Here is a 17,912-nt window from a genome sequence, read left to right as displayed (position 1 = left end):
GGGGGTCGGGTGGGCGGTACGCCAGTCGTCATGGCTCCAGTGTGCCTGGGCCCGGTTCAGTCCGGCATAAGGGGATGATCAATAAGGGCCGCTCAGGGGCCCGCGGCCCCTTGTGGGGGCCGGTGCGGGCCTCAGCTGGGCTTGCGTCCCGTGAAGCGGCCCACGCGCTCGCCCACGCCCCACGCCGTGACGCGCCAGAGCGCCTCGGCGACGATGTCCTGGCTCATCTTGCTGTCGCCGTGTTCGCGCTCGATGAACGTGATCGGCACCTCGACGACGTGGTACCCGGCCTTGATGGCCCGGCGGGCCAGGTCGACCTGGAAGCAGTAGCCCTGCGAGGCGACCTCGTCGAGGCCGATGCCTTCGAGGGTCTCGCGGCGGAACGCGCGGTAGCCGCCGGTGATGTCGCGCAGCGGCACGTCGAGCATCAGCCGGGAGTACGTGCTGCCGCCGCGGGAGATGAACTCGCGGTACTTGGGCCAGTTCACGATGCGTCCGCCGGGCACCCAGCGCGAGCCGAGGACCAGGTCGGCGCCCTTGAGGGCGGTGAGCAGCCGGGGCAGTTCCTCGGGCTGGTGCGAGCCGTCGGCGTCCATCTCGACGATCACGCCGTAGTCGTGGTCCAGGCCCCACCGGAAGCCCGCGAGGTAGGCGGCGCCGAGGCCTTCCTTGCCCTTGCGGTGCAGTACGTGGACCTGGTCGTCCTCGGCCGCGAGCTCATCGGCGATCTTGCCGGTGCCGTCGGGGCTGTTGTCGTCGGCGACGAGGATGTGCGCATCGGGCACGGCGGCCCGGACACGACCGACGATGGACTGGATGTTCTCCGCCTCGTTGTAGGTCGGAATGATCACCAAGGCCATGCCGAGCGGGCCGAACTGCCTCCCCTGGTCACCGGTTTCGGAGACCCCACCGCCGTCGTTCACTACTGCCCCTTCGTTCGTACGCAGAGGACCACCATAGTGGCCGCGTCCGGCGTGGCCACGGCGGCACGGGCAGATGAACGGAGTACTGCGGATCGGGGCCCGGCACCCTTCGGGCCGACCTGGGGCCCGCTGGCTGCGGGTCGACCGAGAGCCGTTGTCTACTGAGCGTCCGGGCCCCACCCGGGTCACACCCGCCGACTCGGTGGAACGTTCCCTCGCATCCGCGGCGCGGGCGCTGGACCTGGCTCCCAGTGGTGGTGCGCCGGTGCGGCACACCGCCCATGGCCCAGCGGCGTTCGACGGCTGCGTGGAGGTTCCCCGGTCGGACGTCCTGTGGTGGACCCGGCCGAACCTACCGGCCGACGGCGGCGTTCTGTCAATAGCCGTTTGACCTGGACCGCTGGGAGAGACAGCCAGGTCAGTGCGGCGGATGCGCAGGTCGCGGGAGGCGGCGAAGGGCCGCGATCGGCCGTACACACCGCCGGGACATCACTCGTCCGGCCGCACGAAGACCGTCTGCCCGAACACGACCGTGCGCAGGCAGACGGGCAGTTCGGCCCCCGGCGTCAGGTCGGGCAGTCCCGGCGTTCCGGAGCGCGGGTCGGTCGACCAGCGGGCGACCCGGTCGTCGGGTGCCTGGACGACCAGGTCGTCGGTGCGCCACACGGCGTAGTCCGCGGGCGCGCCCGGCACCAGGACGCCCGCGTCGTCGCGGCCGATGGCCCGCCAGCCGCCCCGGGTGTGGGCGGTGAACGCGGCGCGCACCGAGACGCGGTGTTCGGGGGTCCGGTGGAAGGCGGCGGCGCGGACGGTGCCCCAGGGGTCGAGCGGGGTGACGGGGCTGTCGGAGCCGAAGGCGAGCGGGACGCCGGTGCGCAGCAGGGCGGCGTACGGGTTGAGGGTGCGGGCCCGTTCGGCGCCGAGGCGCTGGGCGTACATGCCGTCGTCGCCGCCCCACAGGGCGTCGAAGGCGGGCTGTACGGACGCGGTGAGGCCCAGCTCGGCGAAGGCGGCGATCGTCTCGGGGGTGAGCATCTCGGCGTGTTCGACGCGGTGCCTGGCGGCGCGGACGCGGGGCAGGCCGACCTTCTCGGAGGCGGCGCGGATGCCGTCGACGACGGCGGTCATGGCGGCGTCGCCGATGGCGTGGAAGCCGGCCTGGACCCCGGCCTCGGTGCAGGCGATGACGTGCGCGGCGACGGCGGCGGCGTCCAGGTAGGCGGTGCCGGTGTGGGCGGCGTCGGCGTACGGCTCGTGCAGGCAGGCGGTGTGCGAGCCGAGGGCGCCGTCGACGAAGAGGTCGCCGGCGGCGCCGACCGCGCCCAGTTCCTTTGCACGGGCGATGCCTTCCGCGCCCTGCTCGGCCCAGTAGCCGACGACGCGCGGCCCGGCCTCGCCGGCGGCCAGGCGCAGCAGTCCGGTCAGGTCGTCCTCGCTGGAGATGTCGGGTCCCGCGCACTCGTGCAGGGAGCCGATGCCGAGCGAGGCGGCGCGCCGCAGGGCCGCGCGCTGGGCCTCGGTGCGCTGCTGCGGGGTGAGGGCGCCGAGGGCGGTGGCGCGCACCGCGTGGTGGGCGTCGGCGGTCAGCGGGGCGTCCGTCTGGAAGCCGGTGCGCCCGGTGACGCCGGGGACGAGGTCGAGCAGCGCTGTGGTGACGACCGCCGAGTGGACGTCGATGCGGGAGAGGTAGAGGGGGCGGCCGCCGGTCGCCTCGTCGAGCTCCGCGCGGGTGGGCGGTCGGCCGTCGGGCCAGCGGGCGGCGTCCCAGCCGTGGCCGAGCAGGACGCGGTCGTGCGGGCGTGCGGCGGTGTGTTCGCGGACGAGGGCGAGCGCCTCGTCGAGGGTGCGCGCACCCGTCAGATCGAGTCCCGTCAGGGCGAGTCCGGTGGACGTGGTGTGCACATGCGCATCGGTGAACGCCGGGGTGACGAGGGCTCCGTCGAGGTCGACGACCTCGTCCACGCCGTCGGCGAACGCGTCGGCGGCGCCCTCGGATCCCACCCAGGCGACATGCCCGCGTTCGACGACCATCGCCGTGGCGAACGGGTCGGCGGGGCTGTGGACTTCTCCGCCGCGCAGCAGCACGGTGCGGTGGCCCTGAGGGGGGTTCTGGGGGGCGGTGCTCTCCATCATGGGACCAGTCTGGCCCCTCCCCCGGCGCGCCCCCGCGCAGGGGGCCGTCTCAGACCTGCGGGGGCCGTGCCTCGTACGGCGTGGAGAGCACGACGGTCGTCCGCGTCGAGACCCCGGCCAGGGCTCGCAGCCGGCTCAACAGGTGCTCCAGCTCCAGTGGTGTCGCCACGCGCACCTTGAGGATGTAGTTCTCGTCGCCCGCCACGCTGTGGCACGCCTCGATCTCCGGGACGCCCGCGAGGCGTTCGGCGATGTCGTCGGGTGCGCTGGGGTCGAAGGGCTTCACCGAGATGAAGGCCGTGAGCGGCAGCCCGACGGCTTCGGGGTCCACGACCGCGGCGTAGCCACGGATCACGCCGCGCTGCTCCAGGCGTCGTACCCGCTGGTGCACGGCCGATGTGGACAGGCCCGTGGCCTTGCCCAAGTCGGTGTAGCTCATCCGCCCGTCCTTGACGAGCAGCTGCACGATCTGTCGGTCCAGCTCCTCCATGCGCCGAACCTACAGGGCTCTTGATCCCTCCGGATACCTGAGAGCCGACGCGGGGCATCTTCTTCCGGCATGTGACGAACGCCACATGCCTGTGACCGTGTCCGAAGGGATGCCACGATTACCTCTACGACGGGACGGGAAGTGCTTGCTGTGGTCGAGGCCGCAGCGCCTTGTCGGCCCACCCAAGGGGGAGATTCCCATGCAGAACTTGAAGCGCCCCGGTCGCACTGCCCGCAGCAAGCAGCAGCGCTCCGATGAATCCGCGTCGTCCGCCCTCGCATCGGAGGGCGTCGAACCCGGTTCCGAACCGGGCGAGCACGACGCCGACTTCGACGCGTACGACACCTTCGAGATGTACCGCGTGACGTGCCCGGACTGCGCGCAGCCGATCGCACTCCTGGCCGACGAGGACGTACTGCCCGAGCACGCGCTGTGCCCCACTCCGTGGAACCCGTTCGGGCTCACGGTCTGCGCGGGCACGGGCCGCGCGGCGGCCGACGCGGCGCCCGCCGACGAGTCGATGGAGGCTCAGGAGCAGGACACCGCCCTGCTGTTGACGCTCCCTCAGGGACTCGACTGGCGGACCCAGCCCTTCTCGCACGTCGGCGGCCAGGGCTCGCGCCCGCTGCGCGTGCCTCAGCAGGTCCGGCGCACGGCCGCCTGAGCGTTCACCAGTAGCTGCCCTGCACCATGGCCGCCAGGCTGGCGTGGTGCAGGATCAGCGTGTCCGGGTCCGCGGGGACCGCGGCCTCGCCGAAGTGCACCTGGCGGTAGGCGACGCGGAGCATGACGACGGCGTGCCGCAGTGCCGCGTACAGCGTGTGGAAGTCCATGGACCGCGGCGTGTGGCCGGTGAGTTGGGCGTAGCGCTCCTCGATGCGGTCCCGGCGCAGGAAGTCGGGCAGGCCGTCCTGGCCGAAGCTCACCGTCAGGTCCTGGAAGAAGCGGTGCAGATAGACCAGCCAGCCGAGGTCGACCTCGCGGGGTGCGAGCGCCGCCATCTCCCAGTCGAGGACGGCCGCGGGTTCGAAGCCGTCGTAGATGACGTTGCCGATGCGCGCGTCACCCCAGTTGAGGACGGCGTCACCCTCCTCGTCGGGCCACGTTTCCTCGAGCCGGTCGAAGGCGCTCTCGATGAGGGGTGAGCGCGGCAGGCCGTCGACCACCCATGCGTAGTAGGCGCGTTGGGCGGCGACGTGCCGGCGCAGCGGGCTGCCCTCGCCGGGCAGTGCCAGGAACTGGGCTTCCCCGACCGGCACTTGGTCGTGCAGGCGGGCGACCAGGCCGATCGACGCCTCCTCCAGGCGAGCACGTTCGGTGTCGCTCGCCGTGTGCAGCCAATTCCCCTCGTACGTATAGGGCATGACGTCCGGCGGCACCCGGCCCTCGACCCGCTCCATGACGAAGAAGGGCGCGCCCAGCGGCCCGGGGTCCTCCTCGAGCCACAGCACGCGCGGCACCGGCAGGTCGGTGCGCTCGGCGACCAGGCGCATCGTGCGGTGCTGGCGCGGCAGGTCGTAGACCGGGAAGATCGTGTACGCGGCCGGGTCCGCCGCGACGCGCAACGCGCAGGCCCGCAGCGGCGGTTCGGGGTGTTCGATGTCGAAGAGCAGGGTCTCGCTCGACATGCCGTTGGACTCGGGGACCCGCACGCCGGTGGCCTTGGCGCCGGGCAGCCGGGTGGCGAGCCAGGCGGTGAGCCGGCGGGCCAGCTCCTCGGGGTCACGGGTGGTGGTGCGGGGGCGTGGTGCTGTGGCCATCGCGGGGCTCCTCTCAGGGGCTCCTCTCAGGGGCGGCTCTCAGGGGCGGCTCTCAGGGGGCGACCGAGTCGAAGCCGGTGAAGCCGCTCGGGTCGTGGCGGCCGAAGCTGCCGTGCTCGAAAATGCCGTACCCCGTCTGCCCGTTGAGGGTGAATCGGGCGGCGTGGTCGATGACTCCGTACGCGGCCATGGGGTGCGCCGCGGGGTCCGACAGGTCGTAGGCGCGGCGGTCGCTCCAGCCGCGCCCCTGCCAGGTGCCGTGCTGCCAGTCGTCCGCGGGCGGATAGCCGGCGCCCACCGCGAGCGGCAGCGAGGCGAGGACCTCGACGCCGAGCTCCAGGGGCTTGCGGTCGTCGGGGTCGACGAGGTGGATGACGGCGCGCTCGGGGTGGCGGGTGCCGGAGCGGTAGGTGATGTCGGCCTGGGGCCAGCCGAGTTGGCGGTCGCGGTGGCCTTCGCGGACGAGTGTCGCCTCGTTGAGGGTGCGGTGTCCGTCCGCGTCCTCCTGGGTGATGACCATGAGGAAGCGGTCGTCGAAGCGCACCGGGCTCCAGATCCAGTGGAAGCCCTCGGTGCCGAACTCCTCCTCCAGGCGCCCGCGTTCCTCACCGGGGATCGGCCGCACGCCCCAGCTCCGGTCGCGGGTCGCGGTCCACTCCCCCGCCGTCACCGCGATCTCCTCGCCCCCGACGCGGATCTGCCCGGAGCAGCCGCCCGCCTGCACGAATCGGCGCCCTTCGAGGGAGAGCCGGTCGCCGCGCCGCTGGATGTGGTGGGGCTCCCACAGGGCGGGGAAGTCCGCGGACCAAGTGATGTCGTACGAGAGGGAGTCGGGGTCTCCGGGATCGGCGGCGCACCTCAGGCGCAGGCGCCGCAGCGGCTCGTCGACGGTGATGGACAGGGGCCCGACGGAGAGGTTCATCCGGTCGTCGCCGAGCGCGTCCGACGCGCGTACGGCGTGCAGCGTATCCCCGGTGCGCAGGGTGGCGTACGCGTCGATCACCCCGAGGTTCGGGTAGACGCCGAGCCCGAGGATGAGGAGCGCGCGGCCCTCATGGTCGAAGAGGTGGAAGATGCAGCGGTCGTAGGCGTTGCGGTCGCCCGTCGCGACGTGCTTCATCGAGAGCGGGACCTGGTGGATCGGGTACTCGTCGAGCGGAACGGGACGGTCCTCTGCCACGTCAAACCTCCCTGGGCGCACGGCAGTTGCGAGCACACGGGGCAGGTCGACCGCCTCCGGCGCGGAGTTGACGGTACGTCAGACAAGGCGACGGAGCCAGACACGTGTCAGCCCGCGTTCACCGAGCCGCGCCGCCCGCGTTCCTCCAGGGCGCCCGCACACCACCGCATGGGCATGTCGCGAACTGACGCTCGATTCCGGCCGCCGGTGACCTGTCCGGCACGATGCGCGTTGGCCCGGTATGACCACCCCCACGCCGATGCCCACCGTGCTTCCCCCGACCGGCCGCCGCAGGCGCACTCTCCTGACGGCACCCGCACCCGCCGCAGAATCGGTTCCCCAGTACTCTCAGGCGCCACAGCACGCTCAACCGCCACAGCGGGCTCAGCCGCCCCAGCCGCAGCCGCAGGACCCGCCCATCTACCGCGCCCTCATCCGGAACTGGGCCGAGCGCGGCAAGACGCTGCCGGGGCGCCACGACCCGGAGTGGGTCCGGCTCGCGGCGCCGCCGGTCAGACTCGGTCAGTTCAGCGCGAGTCGGGACCCGCGAGGTGACGGGCGATGACCATGCGCTGGATCTGATTGGTGCCCTCGACGATCTGCAGCACCTTGGCCTCGCGCATGAAGCGCTCCACGGGGAAGTCCGCGGTGTAGCCATAGCCGCCGAGCACCTGCACTGCGTCCGTCGTGACCTTCATCGCGGCGTCCGTGCACATCAGCTTGGCCATGGCCGCCTGCTTGGAGAACGGCCTGCCCGCGTCGCGCAGCCTGGCCGCGGCGAGATAGAGCGCCCGGCCCGCCTCGATCTGCGTCGCCATGTCCGCGAGCATGAACCGAAGGCCCTGGAAGTCCGCGATCGGCCGGCCGAACTGCCGCCGCTCCGTGGCGTACGACAGCGCCGCGTCGAGCGCCGTCTGGGCCACACCGATGGCACAGGCCGCGATGCCGAGCCGCCCCGAGTCGAGCGCGGAGAGCGCGATGGCGAAGCCCTGGCCCTCGTCCCCGATGCGGCGGGCGTCGGAGATCCGTACGCCGTCGAAGTTGATCTGTGCGGTGGGCGAGCCCTTCATGCCCATCTTCTTCTCCGGCGCCGCGGCGTGCAGACCCTCGACGTCGCCCGGCACCAGGAACGCGGAGATGCCGCGGGCGCCCTCGCCGCCGGTACGGGCCAGGACGGTGTAGAAGTCGGCGACCCCGCCGTGCGTGATCCAGGCCTTCGTGCCCGTGATCACCCAGTCGTCGCCCTCCCGCACGGCCTTCGTGCGCAACGAGGCGGCATCGGAGCCGGACGCCGGCTCGGAGAGGCAGTACGCCCCGAGCAGTCCGCCGCCGAGCATCGCGGGCAGGTGCTCGCTCTGCTGCTCCTTGGTGCCGTACCCGGCGAGCGCGTGGCAGGACAGGGAGTGGACGCTGACGCCGAGGCCGACGGTGAGCCGGGCCGCGGCGAGCTCCTCGAGGACCTGGAGGTAGACCTCGTACGGCTGGTCGCCGCCGCCGAACTCCGAGTCGTACGGAAGTCCGAGCAGTCCGGACTCGGAAAGCAGGGCGAAGACCTCGCGCGGGAAGCGCCCGGCGTCCTCTTCATCGGCCGCCTTCGGGGCGATCTCGCGCTGGGCGATGTCCCTGACCAGTGAGAGCAGATCCCTGGCCTCATCCGTGGGCAGCTGACGGTCCACCGGCTGCGGGGCGTGGTCGGGCATGACGCTCTCCTCCCTGTCGGGCGCTGCGGCGGGCGGCCTGGGTGAGGCGACGCCGCCGGAAAATGATGCCGGGCCGGGGTCCCCTTCCGGGTCACGGAAGCTGCTGACCAGCGGCTGTGGCGCGTTGAGTATGCCCGATCGGCGGCAGCCCGTCACTGGTTAACGACCGCTCACTTAAAAGATAGCCGAAGATCACAGACGATCACGGGATTGGTACGAACCATTGACCGAACTGGTCTAGTCCTCCTACTGTTCCCCCGAGCGTTTTAACGCGTTCATGCCAAACGTGTTCATGCCACGTCACACCCGCAGGTCCACAGCACCACTTCCCCCCTCCCTGTTTCCCCCCACGAGGAGACACGATGCTCAGACCGCACACCCCCCGCGCCCGGTTCAAGGCGCTCCTCGCCGCCACGTGTTGCGCCGTACTCGGCGCGGGTCTGCTGGCCGGCGCGGGCACGGCCGCCGCCGGGCAGGACAAAGGCGCCACAGAGAAGGCCGCCGCCGGTTCCAAGGTCGTCGGATACTTCACCGAATGGGGTGTCTACGACCGGAACTACCACGTCAAGAACATCAAGACGTCTGGTTCGGCCGCCAAGCTCACGCACATCAACTACGCGTTCGGCAACGTCCAGGGCGGCAAGTGCGCCATGGGCGACGCCTACGCGGCGACCGACAAGGCGTACACCGCCGACCAGTCGGTGGACGGCGTCGCCGACACCTGGGACCAGGAGCTGCGCGGCAACTTCAACCAGCTGCGCAAGCTGAAGAAGGAGAACCCGAACCTCAAGGTCCTCTGGTCCTTCGGCGGCTGGACCTGGTCGGGCGGCTTCACCGAGGCCGCGAAGAACCCCGCGGCCTTCGCCCAGTCCTGCTACGACCTGGTCGAGAACTCCAAGTGGGCCGATGTGTTCGACGGCATCGACATCGACTGGGAGTACCCGAACGCCTGCGGTCTGACCTGTGACACCAGCGGGCGCGAGGCGTACAAGAACCTGATGTCCGCGGTCCGTTCGAAGTTCGGCAGCGGCAACCTCGTGACCGCGGCGATCCCGGCGGACGCCTCCGACGGCGGCAAGATCGACGCCGCCGACTACGCGGGCGCGGCCCAGTACGTCGACTGGTACAACCCGATGACGTACGACTTCTTCGGCGCCTGGGACGCGCAGGGCCCGACCGCCCCGCACTCGCCGCTCACCTCGTACAGCGGCATCCCCAAGGAGTCCTGGAACTCCGACGCCACGATCAAGAAGCTGAAGGCACTCGGCGTTCCGTCCGAGAAGCTCCTGCTCGGCATCGGTTTCTACGGCCGCGGCTGGACGGGCGTCACGCAGAAGGAGCCCGGCGGCACCGCGACCGGACCGGCCGCGGGCAAGTACGAGCAGGGCATCGACGACTACAAGGAACTGAAGACCAAGTGCCCGGCCAACGGCACGGTCGGCGGGACCGCGTACGCGCACTGCGGCACCAACTGGTGGAGCTACGACACCCCGGCGACCATCGCGGGGAAGATGGACTACAAGAACCAGCAGGGCCTCGGCGGCACGTTCTTCTGGGAGCTCAGCGGAGACACGTCCGACGGTGAGTTGATCAAGTCCATCAACTGACCGTTGGCACGGGGGATTCGGGGCGGGAGCCGGTCGGCGGCTCCCGCCCCGTCCTCATGGCCTCAGCGGCGCCGCGTCCTCATGGCCTGGCCGGCGCCGGCAACGACGGCTCGAAGTCCTCGATGACGCGCAGTGTGTCCCCGAGGGTCCGTACAAGCAGGTCGCAGACCGTCTCGCGGGCCAGCTCCCGGTGGCCGATCCAGTCGAGCGTGACGCCCTCGACGCTGCACAGCCAGCCGAGCAGCGCGGTGCGCGCGAGGCGCGGGATGTCCCCACGGCCGTACGCCCCTTCGGCGATCGTGCCGATCAGCGCCTCGCGCACACCGTCCCGTATGGCGTGCACCTCGGCGTCGAAGCCGACGCCGCCGCTGATGATGGTGCGGTAGGCGGCCTGGTGGTGCTCGGCGTACCGCAGATAGCCGTCGACGGTGCGCTGCACCCGTTCGACGGGCGGCAGGTCGTCGTGGCGTCCGGCGCGCTCGACCAGGTCGGCGACCGAGTCCTCGATGATCGCGAGGTAGTACCCGCGCTTGGACTTGAAGTAGTAGTAGATCAGCCCTTTGGCGACGCCCGCCTGCTTCGCGATGTCGTCCATCGACAGCGCGTCGTAGGACGTGTCGGCGAACAACTTCCGGCCGATGGTGATGAGTTCGGCGCGGCGCGCCACGGAGCGGTCGGTGCCACGCTGTTGACTATTATTCAATTTCGGCCCTAGTCTCCAACTGCCTCGGGATGTCCGCAGTATGGCAGAACCCTGCCGGCTGCCGGTTCGGCTCCCGACGGCGCTTCACGCACTCCCCTTACGCACGCCTGTGCACGCGGAACGACGTACGGGAGGAAGACAGTGGGCGCAGCACGCAGCGCGGTACGCGAAGGCAGAACCTCCTGGAAGAAGACGGCCGTCGTGGCCCTGCCGGCCGTCCTGGCCGTCGGCGCCATGGCCTCCGTGATGGCCGAGGGCGCGCTCGCCGCGTCCTTCGCCGTCTCGGGCACCAGCTTCCAGGTGTCGTCCGGGAAACTCACCAGCCAGGGCCTTTCCTCCTACGTACAGACCGACCGGGACATCGACGGCAAGGGGCACCCGGTGGCGCTCCTCGGGATCGGTGACGCGACCCTGTCCGACATCTGCCAGGCCGCCGAGGTCAAGACCCCGGTGGGCACCGTGGTGTTCAAGCTGACCGCGGGCGGTGACGCGGGCCAGGTCACGGCGAGCAATCTGGTGATCGACGGCGAGGATCTGGAGGGCGACGCCCGTTTCGGCACGGCCGAGATCGGGCGGGACGCCTCCACGCTCGACGAAGTGCCCGGGATCAAGGGCGAGAAGGGGAAGTTCGGCCTGCAGGCCGGCGACATCACCGTGTCCGGCGTGAAGTCGCACGCCTGGTCGGCGACCGGCGGGAACTTCCGGCTCAAGGGCATGAAGCTCGACGTCAGCCTCGGCGGCGAGAAGTGCTTCTGACCGGCGGCCGAAGAGCCGGGGTCAAGGCGTTCGGGCGGGACGGCGGCGGCTGGCTCGACGAGCGCCTTCCGCTGCGGGAGCCGCGCCGGGTGCTGCGCAGATGGCGGCGGACCCGCCCCTTCTGGGGCGGTCTGCTGCTGGTCCTGGGCGGCGCGGAGCTGCTGCTGGTGCCGCTGTCGCCGCTGACCGTCCTGGTCAGCCTGGGGCTCGGCGGGCTCGCCGCGATCGGCATCGGGCTCGCGCTCATCGCGGCCGGGATCTTCCTGTGGCTGCTTCCGCACGCCCACCACTATGTGAGCGTCAACGCCCTGATCCTGTCGGTGCTTTCGTTCGCGGCCACCAATCTCGGCGGGTTCCTGGTGGGCATGGCGCTCGGCATCGCGGGCAGCGCCATGGGCTTCGGCTGGACGCCGGTCCCGGAAGGGGACGAGGAGTCGCCCGAGGTGCCGAAGGTGCGGGACGGGCAGGGCACACGGACGCTCGCCGCGCTCCTTCCCGTGCTGATCCTCGCCGGGATCATGAACGGGAGCCCGGCCAGGGCCGCCCCCGGGGACGGCGCGGGCGACGCGATCGTGGCACCGAGCACCCCGCCGACCGTCACCACGACCCTCTTCGCACCCCAGGGCTTCACCCTGGCCGGCGTACGCGAGATCCCCACGGCCGAGGGCCCGTTGAAGGTCATGGTGCTGCGGATGAAGGCCGCGTCGCTCACCGACTACCGGCTGAAGACCCGCGACGGGAGCCGTGAACTCGCCCTGGGGGCCGACACTTTGGACCTCAGCGGCTCGGTCACGCTCTATCTGACCAAGTTCAAGGGCTGCCTGGAGGGGCTGCTCTGTCTGACCTTCACGCCCGACAAGCTGCCGGTGCCGCCCGTCGTACCGCCGTTCGTCTTCATGACGGACGTGAGCGCCGAACAGGCCCTGGTCACATCGGACTTGATCGTCACGGACGGGCTCACCCTGGGGGCGAGCCGATGACGGGCGAGCTGATGACGGGCGAGCCGATGCCGGGCGAGCCGATGCCGGAGGAGGCCCGCGCATGATCCAGATCCAGGCCGCCCTGTTCTGGGCGTACGCGATCGGCGCGACGTTCGCGATGTCCGCGGGGCGGCAGTTGCAGGTCTGGGAGCGGATCAACGCGGGCGAGGGCCCGCGGACCCGCAGCCGCGCCGCCAATCCGTATCTGGCGCTCACGGTGCTCTTCGCGGCGGTGCTGCTGGTCCCGACGGGGCTCTTCCTGCTGTGGCAGAACCCCGCGTGGGCGACCATGCACGTCGCGGACGGGCACGAGGGGGTGTGGGCCGGGTTCGTGCTCTTCTACGCGGGCGGGCTCCCGGTGGCCGCCGCCCTCGGGTTCCTGGTGGCGCAGGCGCTCGTCCTGGTGGGGGCCGGCTACTGGGCGTATCTCCAGTGCGTCGGCGGCTACTTCCTGCTCTTCGGGACGCTGGTCCACGGCTGGGACGGCCGGGGTTACGAGCGGTTCCTCTCGCCCGGCGCGCGGGACTTCGCGCGGTGGCGGCAGGACAGCGTGGTCAACCACGTCCTGGACTTCCTGACGTCCGGCACGTTCCTGGCCCTGCTGGTCTTCGGCGCGGCGGTGATCGGCACCATGCTGCTCACCGAGATCGGCTGGCTGATGGAGGGTTGGTCGCTGCCGGGCGCGGACGAGGACCGCAAGGTGCACAGGGTCCTGGCGATCGCCATCGCGGCGGCCGGGGTCTACGGTCTGCCGTTCCTGGGCGCGCTGGTCGCGAGTGTCCTGGTGCGCCTCGTCGGCGGGTGGATCGGGCTTCCGGTCTTCGCGGTGCTCTCGGGCGTGACCCTGCTGGCGCGGCGCTCGCCCGTGCGGTGGCTGTACGGCCTGGTGGGCGTCCCGCACCGGCACTGGCGTGCGGATCTGGACCGCACCGCGGAGAGCTACGAGACCGAGGTCACATCAGCCCGGTCTGCGTGACCAGCATCGCGAGGACGACGACGAGGGTCCAGCCCAGCACGTGCTCGAGGATCTTCGGGCCGTCTTCCTTGGGGCCGCCGGTACGGGTGACCGCGCGGGTCACGGTGGCGGTGGCTGTGCTCGCAGTCATGGCAACTCTCGCTACATCGGTCGGCAGTGGCATCCCCCCACTGACCCGTCCACCATCCCACCGGATTCCGCCGTCGCGGGCGAGAGCTTGGTCACGCGCCGCTCGGTCACTTCGCCGCTCGTCACGCGCCGCTCGGTCACTTCGCCGCTCGTCACGCGCCGCTCGGTCACTTCGCCGCTCGTCACGCGCCGCTCGGTCACGCGCCGCCGGGCCCGCGCGGGACGCGGTCGGCCACGTCGAGGCGCCGGTACAACCGGGGCCGTCGGCCGCGCGTCTCACTACGAACGGCGGGGCATCTTCCCGCCGACTCGTCCGCGCAACCATCCGACCGAAAGGTTTCCGATGAGCACGTACCGGACGCCCCGCCGCAGAACACGGCTGGCCCTCGCGGCCGCCGTCACCGTGACGGCCGCCCTCACAGGAACGGTCTCGCAGGCCGCGCCGTCCGCTCCGGCCGCCCCGTCACCCGGAGCGCCGGGCCTGGGCGACCCGATGTTCCCGCTCGACGGCAACGGCGGATACCGGGTCGACCGCTACACCCTCGACTTCGACTGGCAGGCCCCGAAGACGCCGTTCGAGGCGACAGCGACGATCAGGGCCACCGCCACACAGTCGCTGTCCCGCTTCAACCTGGACTTCGGCGGCAACACCCTGCACGGCGTGCAGGTGAACGGCTCGGCGGCGGGCACATCCCGCGACGGCGACGAGCTGACCGTCACGCCCAAGTCCCCGATACCCAAGGGCAGTACGTTCACCGCGAAGGTCACGTACACCGCCGACCCGACCCAGACGCGGCACCGCGACGACGCCATCGAGGACTACGGCTGGATACCCACGGCCGACGGCACCGTGGTCTATCCGCAGCCGAACGGGGCCCGGCTGATCTTCCCGGCGAACGACCACCCCAGCCGGCGGGCGCCGATCACCTTCCGCATCACCACGCCGAAGGACCTGACCGCGGTCGCCAACGGCAGGCTGGTCGACCGTACCGAGCGCCCCGGTGACCGGGTGCGCTGGACGTACGACTCCGAGCAGCCGCTGTCCACGCAGCTCGTACAGATGGCGGTCGGCAAGTTCAAGCTGATCGACTCCAAGGGTCCGGGCGGCCTTCCGCTGCGGGACGTCGTCCCCGATGCCCTGGTCGAGCCGACGGCGGAGTACCGCAAGCTCACCCCCGACCATCTGACGTGGCTTCAGGAGAAGCTGGGCCCCTACCCGTTCAACCGGTACGGCCTCCTCGTCGGCGACACGGATCTGGGCGTCGCCCTGGAGACCCAGACGCTCTCCCTCATCCCGAAGGCAGACCTCCTCGGCACGAAGGTGGACGCCGAGCGGAACCTGGTGCACGAGCTCACCCACCAGTGGTTCGGCGACAGCGTCGCCCTGGCGAGCTGGTCCGACCTGTGGGTGAGCGAGGGCCACGCCCGCTTCTACGAGCGGATGTACTCCGAGGAGCACGGCGGCGACAGCTTCGAGGCCGCGATGAAGACGGCGTACCAGGCCCACGACCAGTGGCGCCGCGACTACGGCGCCCCCGCCGAGCCGACCGAGCCGAACCTCTTCAAGCGCATGCGGTACGACGGCTCGGCCCTGGTCCTGTACGCCCTGCGCGAGCAGGTCGGCGACGCGACGTTCCAGAAGATCGAACGGGCGTGGATCAGCACCTACCGGGGCAAGACGGCGAGCACGCAGCAGTACATCGACCTGGCGTCGAAGGTCGCGGGCGAAGACCTCGACGGCTTCCTGCGGCCGTGGCTCTACGGCTCGAAGACACCGCCGATGCCGGGGCATCCGGACTGGGTGGTGGATCCGGCGAAGTGACGTCCGGGTGAGGTCCGAGTGACGTACCGCGCGGGGCCGGACGAAGCGGATGATCTCGTTCGGCTGGGCTACTCGGGCAGCGCGGCGGCGGGTGCCGCCCTGGCGGGTGCCGGGTCGGCGCGCGCCGCCGACGGCGAGCCGGCCGAGGCGGCCGAGGCGGCCCAGGCAGACGCGGCCCGGTCGTCGGACGCCAACATCGCGACCGGCACCAAGTTCGCGGGCGATGTCAGCATCGGTGACATCGACGCGATGATGCAGATGTCGTTCAGCATCAACATCGAGAACGCTCCCGCCGCGAAGCAGATCACCCCGATGGAGATCGTGGACGCGTTCAACGAGATCGCCACGTCCCGCGGCCGGCCTCCGATGACGTTCTACTACGCCACTTCGGCACCGCTGAACTGATCCCGCGCACGAGGGGCCCCACCCGGCTTCGGGCGGGGCCCCTCGTCACGCCGTCAGCGGATGCCCACGGCCGCCAGCGCGGACTTCTGGGCGGCGGAGAGCTTCGTCGGGAAGTACAGGTAGCAGACGCCGCCCGTGCCGGAGACGACCTTGCCGGTGGCGTTGTAGCGCTTGGTCCTGAGCCAGATGTTCTCCCACTCGCGCCGCTTGTAGACGCGGCGCACCGCCGGATTCGTCGGCGACGCCGGGTCGTTGGCGATCACGTCGCCGTCCGCCGTGAAGCCGATCACCGTCATGAGGTGACCCGCCGTGCCGTAGCCGGCGCCGGTCAGCTCCTCCTTGAGGAACGACTGGGACGTTATGGCCGGGATGCCGGCGGCGATCAGCGACTCCAGTTCGGTGAGCGAGTCGAGTCGCGTGACGACGCCCTGGAGATCCTTGTACGTCGACGCGTAGGCCGCGTTGAAGGGCCAGTTGCCGCAGCCCGCGTACTGGTAGTCGAAGGTGTGGCGGGCCGCGTGGCACACCTGCGGGTCGGCGTAGGAGGGATCGACCCAGGCGAGGTCATCCGCGGTCGGCTTGCGGCCCCAGAACTCTATGATCATCTGCGAGGAGGTGGGGCTGCACCAGGCCTCGCCGCCGTTGTCGTACTCCGGATACTGCCCGGCGTGGATCTCCTGCGAGTAGCGCGGGACCGTCAGCTCCTTGGTCAGGCCCGGCTTCGACGCGGGCACCGTGAAGCGGTCGGGGACGGCGGACGCCATCGCGCCGAGCCGCCAGACGGTGGGCGTCGCCGTGGCGCCCGGCTTGCGGTACAGCGTCAGGCGCAGCCGGCAGGAGGCGAGGCGCAGGCCCGTCGTGGTGTCGTCGATGGAGAAGGTGTCCGTCCAGATGCTGGACTTGCCGTCGCTCTGGTCGTCGACCGAGGTGCGGCGGATGTCCTTCTCCTTGTCGTCGCCCGAGGTCCAGCGGCCCAGGACGTACCAGGGGGTCTTCTTCCCGTCCGAGTACGTTCCCTGGAGCTCGACCTGGAGCCAGGTGCCGGCGGGCGTGCGGGCGTTCCAGGAGGCGACGACCTCCGTCGCCGGGACGGTGGGGCGGTGCACGGGCGAGGTCCACCGGGCGTACTCCCAGGTGGCGGTCTTGCCGGTGTGCGGATCGGCGTAGTCGGTGGTGCCCGCGGCCTTGGCGATCTCCACCGCGGGGCGGGCTCCGGCGACGGCGCGGGTGCCGTTCGCGGTGCCCGCGCTCCAGTCCGCGTACGACGTCCAGAAGCGGTTGCTCACCGGGCGCTGCGCACGCGGCGCCACCCGGCCTCCCGCGGCGAGCGCGGGGCTCGCGGTCGCGGCCACGGCGGCCAGCGCGGCGGCCGCGCCCAGGACGCTTCTGCGGGACATGTCATCAGCTCGGTCCATGGCGGGACCCCCAGTCGACGTGGGTTCCGGACGGATCCGGAAGGGGCAGGTCAGGTACACGCGGTAGGCCAACTATGGCTGCTGCACGCCGACTTCTGCCAGCGCTTCGGGGACCATCGCTGCCACCAATATTGGCCTCGACCACTGGCGTGAGCAGGGACGGCGCGCGGAGCGGGGCATTCCGCACCCGTGAGGCGGCGAGCCCCGCCCCCGTACGCTGGTGAGCGATGACCGCACACGCCACACCCCTGTCCCACGTCGCCGACGCCCTGCGGCGCCTGCCGCCCTCCTGCGGCCCCGTCCGCCTCGTCGGCGTCGACGGACACGCGGGCTCCGGCAAGTCGACCTTCGCCCGGCGCCTGGCCGAGGCGCTGGACGGCGCCCCGGTGGTGCGCCTGGACGACATCGCGAGCCACGACGAGCTCTTCGGCTGGACGGAGCGGGTGCGGCGGCAGGTGATCATGCCGCTCTCACGCGGCGAGAGCGCGCGCTACGAGACGTACGACTGGCACGCGCGCCGCTTCGGCCCCGAGGTCCGCACCCTGCCGCCCGCGCCCGTCGTCCTCCTCGAAGGCGTGGGCGCGGGCCGCCGCGCGCTGCGCCCGTTCCTCGCGCGGCTCCTGTGGATGGAGCTGCCCCGGGGCGAGGCGTGGGAACGGGGTCGCCACCGGGACGGGGCGGAGCAGAGTGACTTCTGGGACGGGTGGGAGCCCGCCGAGCGCCGGCACTTCGACCAGGACCCGTCAAGGCCCTTCGCGCACTCTTTGGTACGACAGTGTCGCGAGGGATATGAGGTGCTTGCGGGGCCTGATGAGACCGCAGCGCAGAGCCAAATCGTCACGCACGGTGAAGGGCCGTCGGCGATGTGCTGAACCCCCGGAAAGCAACTTCCGGAAGTTCACTCGAGTTTCTATAGAGTGCCTCAACTCCGCT

At 71.2% G+C, this 17,912-nt stretch carries 18 protein-coding genes; 8 read left to right on the top strand and 10 right to left on the bottom strand.

Going from position 1 to position 17,912, the window contains the following annotated elements; translation table 11 throughout:
* Window positions 1-131 precede the first annotated feature (131 nt).
* The 3 genes from E2651_RS06530 to E2651_RS06520 all read right to left on the bottom strand — a co-directional run bounded on the left by E2651_RS06530 (window position 132) and on the right by E2651_RS06520 (window position 3,546).
* Window positions 132-923 carry a polyprenol monophosphomannose synthase gene (locus E2651_RS06530; RefSeq protein ID WP_135330037.1) on the bottom strand — a complete coding sequence of 264 codons (792 nt, stop codon included), beginning with the start codon at window positions 921-923 and terminating at the stop codon, window positions 132-134.
* A gap of 489 nt (window positions 924-1,412) precedes the next feature.
* The gene (locus E2651_RS06525; RefSeq protein WP_135330036.1) at window positions 1,413-3,056 is read right to left on the bottom strand and encodes an amidohydrolase; all 1,644 of its coding nucleotides are present in this window, start codon (window positions 3,054-3,056) and stop codon (window positions 1,413-1,415) included.
* A 49-nt stretch (window positions 3,057-3,105) separates the two neighbouring features.
* Entirely contained in the window at window positions 3,106-3,546 is a 441-nt protein-coding gene (locus E2651_RS06520; RefSeq protein ID WP_030789227.1) for an Lrp/AsnC family transcriptional regulator, read from the bottom strand.
* A gap of 199 nt (window positions 3,547-3,745) precedes the next feature.
* Here E2651_RS06520 and E2651_RS06515 point away from each other — a divergent pair, with 199 nt between their 5' ends.
* Window positions 3,746-4,210: a hypothetical protein gene (locus E2651_RS06515; RefSeq protein ID WP_135330035.1), complete on the top strand. Its 465-nt coding sequence runs from the start codon at window positions 3,746-3,748 to the stop codon at window positions 4,208-4,210.
* A 4-nt stretch (window positions 4,211-4,214) separates the two neighbouring features.
* Here E2651_RS06515 and E2651_RS06510 read toward each other — a convergent pair whose 3' ends face one another.
* The 3 genes from E2651_RS06510 to E2651_RS06495 form a co-directional block, all read right to left on the bottom strand.
* Window positions 4,215-5,306 carry a phosphotransferase family protein gene (locus E2651_RS06510; RefSeq protein ID WP_135330034.1) on the bottom strand — a complete coding sequence of 364 codons (1,092 nt, stop codon included), beginning with the start codon at window positions 5,304-5,306 and terminating at the stop codon, window positions 4,215-4,217.
* Between the two features lie 52 nt (window positions 5,307-5,358).
* Window positions 5,359-6,486, bottom strand: a complete 1,128-nt coding sequence (locus E2651_RS06505) for a hypothetical protein (protein WP_135330033.1) — start codon at window positions 6,484-6,486, stop codon at window positions 5,359-5,361.
* A 527-nt stretch (window positions 6,487-7,013) separates the two neighbouring features.
* On the bottom strand, window positions 7,014-8,186 hold the full coding sequence (locus tag E2651_RS06495; RefSeq protein ID WP_135330031.1) for an acyl-CoA dehydrogenase family protein: 1,173 nt from the start codon (window positions 8,184-8,186) through the stop codon (window positions 7,014-7,016).
* A gap of 362 nt (window positions 8,187-8,548) precedes the next feature.
* Between E2651_RS06495 and E2651_RS06490 the strand changes: the two genes are divergently transcribed.
* Window positions 8,549-9,793 carry a glycoside hydrolase family 18 protein gene (locus tag E2651_RS06490; protein WP_135330030.1) on the top strand — a complete coding sequence of 415 codons (1,245 nt, stop codon included), beginning with the start codon at window positions 8,549-8,551 and terminating at the stop codon, window positions 9,791-9,793.
* A gap of 79 nt (window positions 9,794-9,872) precedes the next feature.
* Here the strand turns inward: E2651_RS06490 and E2651_RS06485 are convergent, their stop codons facing one another.
* A complete protein-coding gene (locus E2651_RS06485) occupies window positions 9,873-10,460 on the bottom strand; it encodes a TetR/AcrR family transcriptional regulator (RefSeq protein ID WP_245238611.1) in 588 nt (195 codons plus the stop codon).
* Between the two features lie 177 nt (window positions 10,461-10,637).
* Between E2651_RS06485 and E2651_RS06480 the strand changes: the two genes are divergently transcribed.
* The 3 genes from E2651_RS06480 (at window position 10,638) to E2651_RS06470 (ending at window position 13,208) form a co-directional block, all read left to right on the top strand.
* The gene (locus tag E2651_RS06480; protein WP_135330028.1) at window positions 10,638-11,252 is read left to right on the top strand and encodes a DUF6230 family protein; all 615 of its coding nucleotides are present in this window, start codon (window positions 10,638-10,640) and stop codon (window positions 11,250-11,252) included.
* Window positions 11,253-11,323: 71 nt separating this feature from the next.
* A complete protein-coding gene (locus tag E2651_RS06475) occupies window positions 11,324-12,232 on the top strand; it encodes a DUF6114 domain-containing protein (RefSeq protein WP_135330044.1) in 909 nt (302 codons plus the stop codon).
* 61 nt (window positions 12,233-12,293) lie between these two features.
* Entirely contained in the window at window positions 12,294-13,208 is a 915-nt protein-coding gene (locus E2651_RS06470) for a hypothetical protein (protein WP_135330027.1), read from the top strand.
* Here the strand turns inward: E2651_RS06470 and E2651_RS06465 are convergent.
* Window positions 13,186-13,338: an SCO1431 family membrane protein gene (locus E2651_RS06465; RefSeq protein ID WP_135330026.1), complete on the bottom strand. Its 153-nt coding sequence runs from the start codon at window positions 13,336-13,338 to the stop codon at window positions 13,186-13,188. The two genes, E2651_RS06470 and E2651_RS06465, sit on opposite strands and share 23 nt — an antisense overlap.
* Before the next feature lie 11 nt (window positions 13,339-13,349).
* Window positions 13,350-13,538 (bottom strand): hypothetical protein, encoded by a 189-nt coding sequence (locus E2651_RS06460; RefSeq protein WP_135330025.1) that lies wholly within the window; start codon window positions 13,536-13,538, stop codon window positions 13,350-13,352.
* A 142-nt stretch (window positions 13,539-13,680) separates the two neighbouring features.
* Between E2651_RS06460 and E2651_RS06455 the strand changes: the two genes are divergently transcribed.
* Both E2651_RS06455 and E2651_RS06450 read left to right on the top strand, forming a co-directional pair.
* Entirely contained in the window at window positions 13,681-15,159 is a 1,479-nt protein-coding gene (locus E2651_RS06455) for a M1 family metallopeptidase (protein ID WP_209446082.1), read from the top strand.
* A gap of 18 nt (window positions 15,160-15,177) precedes the next feature.
* Window positions 15,178-15,564, top strand: a complete 387-nt coding sequence (locus tag E2651_RS06450) for a hypothetical protein (RefSeq protein WP_135330024.1) — start codon at window positions 15,178-15,180, stop codon at window positions 15,562-15,564.
* A 53-nt stretch (window positions 15,565-15,617) separates the two neighbouring features.
* Here the strand turns inward: E2651_RS06450 and E2651_RS06445 are convergent, their stop codons facing one another.
* Window positions 15,618-16,979: a peptidase C39 family protein gene (locus tag E2651_RS06445; RefSeq protein ID WP_135330023.1), complete on the bottom strand. Its 1,362-nt coding sequence runs from the start codon at window positions 16,977-16,979 to the stop codon at window positions 15,618-15,620.
* Between the two features lie 227 nt (window positions 16,980-17,206).
* Between E2651_RS06445 and E2651_RS06440 the strand changes: the two genes are divergently transcribed.
* Window positions 17,207-17,851, top strand: coding sequence for a hypothetical protein (locus tag E2651_RS06440; protein WP_135330022.1), 645 nt, complete (start codon window positions 17,207-17,209; stop codon window positions 17,849-17,851).
* The last annotated feature ends 61 nt before the right edge of the window (window positions 17,852-17,912 follow it).

Source organism: Streptomyces sp. MZ04, from assembly GCF_004684775.1.
In the GTDB taxonomy this organism is placed as follows: Bacteria; Actinomycetota; Actinomycetes; order Streptomycetales; family Streptomycetaceae; genus Streptomyces.
Note: the sequence above shows the minus strand (reverse complement) of the source record. Positions and strands in the feature narration are given on the sequence as shown.